Below are 4,615 nucleotides of genomic sequence, written 5' to 3' on the forward strand. Positions count from 1 at the left end.
CAACGGCAATACTCATCAGGCGTTCTTCGTCTTCAAAATGGCAGTGCCCGCTATGGTACTAGATGTCAAGTTCCACACGAAACGGCATAGAGCCAGGCGTCGTCCACCAGCCATTGCATGTAAAAAGGCGCCACTAGAGCGCATACCTGCAGCGTCAGGCCCAACAGCAACAATTGCAGCAGGCCGCGCTTAAGCCCGACCACACGCCCCATAAGCGACAGCAGGGAAAAATCCTGCGTCTCGCGCTGCCGTTGAAAGTGCGCCGCGGGCATTGTTTCAAGCGCCACGCCGGTAAAGTGTTTGCCAAACTCGGCCAACGCCATGCGGCGCTCTCCGACAGCGGGATCGTGGATCAGCACATGCTCGCCCGACACCGATTTCAACACCACGAAATGGTTTAAATCCCAATGCAATATGCAGGGCAACACCAGTTGTGTCAAATGCGGAACGTCCAGCTTGAGCGGGCGCGTTTGCAGGGCCAAGCCGTGCGCCATGGCCATCAACCCTTTCATTGTCATGCCTTTCAGTGAAACAGAAAAGCGCCGGCGCATGTTGGCGATGTCGATTTGATGGCCCCAGTAACTGGCAACCATACACAGGCAAGCCAGACCGCATTCGGACGCTTCTGTTTGCAGCAGAACGGGGAGCCGGTTGCTGCGCCAGAATGACAATTGAGAAAGGGTGGGGAAATTCATAGATACGGTTCAGTTGAAAATGCAGGCATTGGGATATCCGGTCGCGATTCTGGGCGGCGCCGGGCGTGCTATCGCGGGAAGGGATGGCGCCATGGCGAGCGGCCGTGTTTACATTCGCCCGGAAATGGTGAACAAAGGCTCGAGCACCCATTCATACAGGCGTCGATGCTCGAGCAAAATGCTGGCGTCTACCAACATGCCCGACTTCAGCGGCATGGGATTGCCATAGGCTTGCACAGTTTGCTTGTCAAGCTTCAGGCGGATGCGGTACAACGGTTCGGCTGCCGCCCCGCCAGGCAAGGATGCGCGCGGAAGCGCCAAATCATCCACGCGCAAAGACGTATTCGCCACCTCGCGAACGATGGCCTTGTGTTGCCCGAATTTCTGGTAGGGATAGGCCTGATAGCGCAGCAAGACCGTCATGCCCACCTTGACAAATCCGACCGAGCGCGACGGGGCGTAAATTTCCGCCTCAAGTTCTGCGCCCGTCGGCAAGACGGAGGCCAGCGTATTATCGGCCGACACGGTTTGTCCGACTTCGGTCGTAATGGCGGCCACCATGCCGTCTTGCGGCGCACGCACGAGAAGTTCACGGCGCGCCTCGTTCTCCGTCCATTCCTGCTCCAGCGCCGAAACGTTGCGCTGCAGCCCCTCCATCTCGCGCCACGCCTGCACCCGCAGATCGCGCACGTCCGCCTGCGCCGTGGCCAGTTCGCGCTCGCTGTTTGCCTTTACCCGCTGGAAGTCTGCCAGGCGTTGGCGCTGATCGAGCAGTTCGGCCTGCTTGTCTTGCAGTTGCGCGGCTGAAATATAGTTAGTCGCCTGCAGTTGCTCATAGCGCTTTTGGGCTTGTTCCGCCAAAAGGACCCGATGCTGTTGCAAGTTGATCTGGCCTGCCAGGCGGTCGGTTTCACCAGTTAAGTCGTGCGCGCGGCGCTGCGCGGCGGCGACGCGCTGGCGCGATTGCAAACCAGACTGTTCCAATTCCGTGTCAAAACTGTCGCGGCGGCGGCGCAACAAGGTAGAGACGGTTTGTTGCGCGGCGCCGGTGCCGGCGCTGCTGCGTTCGCTCGACAGCACAAACATCACTTCGCCGGCGTGAACGGACTGGCCTTCCTGCACGCGCCGTTCGGTGATGACACCGGCCTGGCTCGGCACGACCCTGATCACGCCGGCCGTGGGCAACAGCACACCCTGGCTTTGCGCCTTGCGGGTTGTACCGAACAACAGAAAAAAGGTGACAATGGCAAGCGCGATGCAGACAAACAGGGCGGTCATCACCGACTGGCTGAGCGATTGCGCCACTATCACGGTTCCGTATTGCCGCGTGCTTAAGTGGGCCACGGTTTGCTGACGGAACAGCCCTTGCCCGGCTTGCGCTTGCTGGTCCGCGCCGCTCGCTGGGGCCCCAGGTTTTTTTAAAGCATGTTCTACGCCATGCGCGTCGGGCGTCACTGCGGCGCCGGCCCGGTTGATTTTTTCTGATAGCGTATACCGAGCTTCTTCATATAGTCCTCCAAGGGCATGAGCCCCACCGCAGCACGTTTGCGGTCAACATTGGCTTCGTCTTCGATGGGTACGGGTTGGCCATCCTGCACCTGGGTCCCGTAAATTTGCGGCTGGCCGGCACCGACACGCACTCGGTCCTCCAACATGGCCAACTCGCTTGCCGGGGCGTCGTTCTTGCTCACCGCGTCGCGGAAAAGGGGCAGATATTTCTGCTGATTTTCCAAGTCAGCGTGCTGCAAGACCAAAAATGCACTCTGACTTCCCTTGATACCGGCGAATCTGACGCCTGGCCAACCATATTGCTCGACGATTTCCGCCAGGCGGCGCAGGTTGGCTAAATCGATTTTTGTTTGAAGCGTCCATGAAGCGGCGTTCAAGGATTCCATGCCACGGTAACGTTGGTCGGCTTCGCTCATGGCCTCCAGATCCGCGAGGGCCTTGACCGTTTTGGCGTCAAGCATCTCCTTCCTCAGGACCAGTTCATCCCCGATGAAATCCAGGCCCGCAACGCCGGCATCGGCGGGCATGAAATGGATCAGCGCGTTGCCCTGGACACGTAACACTCCGGTCTTCTCGTTGTCGTCAACTCGGTTGCCGCGAATGGTATAAGCGCCCTTCATTCCAATCGGCAACTGAACGCGGGCGATTTCTTTTTCGAAAGAAAATACCGCAATACTCGTCCGGGTCTGCGATTCTTCGTCCGCCCAAGACGGACCTGCGGCCAGGCAAAGGAGCAGGCTCAGCGTCCAGCCAGGTTGGTTCATGTTTGTTCCCATTTCAGTAAAATATTGTCACCCTCGCAGCAGAGCGTGTTTTCCAACGCATTACTCAACCAGCTTAGCCCGGTCCACCCTTACCATATGTCCTGCGCTTCGTTCTTTCATCGACTCCATCGTGATGGCGCCGTCAAAATCACCGCAGCGGACCGCATATCGTCCCTTTTTGTAAGCGAATTCGGGGTCGCGGCTGATCAGGAAGTCAGCGAAGCAATCCAGCAAAGGAAGCTCAGGAAGAATATCTTCGATCCATAGAAACTGCCCGGTTTCGTTAACTTCAAGAAAAATATAGTTTTCTTCGGTATCCACAATCATGTCGATGCTGCCGTAGCGTAATCCGCTCGCGCGAATGAAGGCGCGGACCTTTTTCAATTCCGCGGCGGGTAACGTAAAGACCGAACAAGGCGGCATGCCTTGATAATCCCAGCGCCAATCGAGGGATTATTTTTTCATTTGTGAGTCGATTTTTACGCTGAATAGGGAAGCACCCATAAATACGATACGCAGTTCGAATTTCTTGTGCACCTCTTTTTGAAAAATCGACGGGCACGATGACAGTTGTAAATCGTTGCTAATGTGCCTCCCGGAAATTTTGTTTGTGTAGGTCAAGTGAACGCTTTTATCGGAAGATGACTTCCAATACATTTGACTGGAGTGCTTCGCTACAACTTCGCCACCATGGTGTTGAAAAAATGTCCTGATTGCCGCGGGATCATTGGAAACCAGCGTAGGTGGCAGACTAAAACCGCACCTTCCCGCCAGCGAAAGCTCATTGATTTTCGACCTCAAGCGTCGCACGGCCTCTGGCGGATTGACGCAAAACGCTTCGCGGGAAAATTCATTCAATATGCCGTTGAGCATGGAGTACGATTCGTTGATGGCGAAATTCACGTCCGCCGGATGGAGCGCGGGCGGCGCGATGGGACTAAGTCCCCGATGTATCCACAGAGCCACTTCGTTCACTGGGCCATTGAGGATGGACGCCTTGAGCGCACCGCCGCTTGCAATATCGACCGATAGGCAGTCGATGCCGGGAAAATCCCCCCAATGCCAGTTCGTAACTTGTATCCCTTTTTTTTCCAGGGCCAATTCGACGCAGATCGCGTGAACGTCGTCAGTGTTCGAGATGATGCAGACCGTCATGACGTACCCTTCTCGTTACTATTCCGATACATTCGGCTTGCCTGAATTGTTCAGGCCGAAATAATGGAAGGTTCATAAGAACCTCCCATGAGAACGACAGGCGTTTTCGCTGTCGGGCTGGTGCAACTAGCCCTTTTCAGCAAGTTACGCCGGCCGCGGTCCGGATGTTATTGGCATTGCAGAACGAATTCTGCATCCGCGCCGGAACCTTGCTTCCAAGTTACTTTGGTGACGGTTTGGCACGCGCCGCCATTCACTTGTTCGAGTTCTGCCGAAGTCAGTTCCTGTGCAATGTCACGTGCCAAAATACGGAAGCCAGCGTTATTTTTTTGTTTCATGTTAACTCCAATTTATTAATATCGTGGAATCATTTCCACGGAAGTTATATTATTCAAAAAAGGTGACTGTTCAGCCGCTATGCGGCAAGCGGGATAGGATTACCGTTGAAGGCCCGGAGCAGAACCTCAAGCATGCCATGGCCTTGCTTGCGTA

At 55.8% G+C, this 4,615-nt stretch carries 6 protein-coding genes; all 6 read right to left on the bottom strand.

Translation table 11 applies throughout. The annotated features are described in order from the left end of the window. Positions 1 to 65 precede the first annotated feature (65 nt). The 6 genes from ACFDR9_RS26945 to ACFDR9_RS26970 all read right to left on the bottom strand — a co-directional run bounded on the left by ACFDR9_RS26945 (position 66) and on the right by ACFDR9_RS26970 (position 4,461). Positions 66 to 695 (bottom strand): cysteine peptidase family C39 domain-containing protein, encoded by a 630-nt coding sequence (locus ACFDR9_RS26945; RefSeq protein ID WP_409032969.1) that lies wholly within the window; start codon positions 693 to 695, stop codon positions 66 to 68. 108 nt (positions 696 to 803) lie between these two features. Further along, complete coding sequence (locus ACFDR9_RS26950; RefSeq protein WP_409032970.1) at positions 804 to 2,150, bottom strand: HlyD family secretion protein; 1,347 nt, start codon at positions 2,148 to 2,150, stop codon at positions 804 to 806. Continuing rightward, positions 2,147 to 2,968: a DUF6624 domain-containing protein gene (locus ACFDR9_RS26955; protein WP_409032971.1), complete on the bottom strand. Its 822-nt coding sequence runs from the start codon at positions 2,966 to 2,968 to the stop codon at positions 2,147 to 2,149. The genes ACFDR9_RS26950 and ACFDR9_RS26955 overlap by 4 nt, the downstream gene beginning before the upstream one ends. A 60-nt stretch (positions 2,969 to 3,028) precedes the next feature. Next, a complete protein-coding gene (locus tag ACFDR9_RS26960) occupies positions 3,029 to 3,391 on the bottom strand; it encodes a hypothetical protein (protein WP_409032972.1) in 363 nt (120 codons plus the stop codon). Between the two features lie 30 nt (positions 3,392 to 3,421). Further along, a complete protein-coding gene (locus ACFDR9_RS26965; RefSeq protein ID WP_409032973.1) occupies positions 3,422 to 4,123 on the bottom strand; it encodes a hypothetical protein in 702 nt (233 codons plus the stop codon). 167 nt (positions 4,124 to 4,290) lie between these two features. After that, positions 4,291 to 4,461, bottom strand: a complete 171-nt coding sequence (locus ACFDR9_RS26970) for a hypothetical protein (RefSeq protein ID WP_409032974.1) — start codon at positions 4,459 to 4,461, stop codon at positions 4,291 to 4,293. Between the last annotated feature and the right edge of the window lie 154 nt (positions 4,462 to 4,615).

The sequence above is a fragment of the Janthinobacterium sp. CG_23.3 genome (assembly GCF_046115965.1).
In the GTDB taxonomy this organism is placed as follows: Bacteria; Pseudomonadota; Gammaproteobacteria; order Burkholderiales; family Burkholderiaceae_D; genus Janthinobacterium.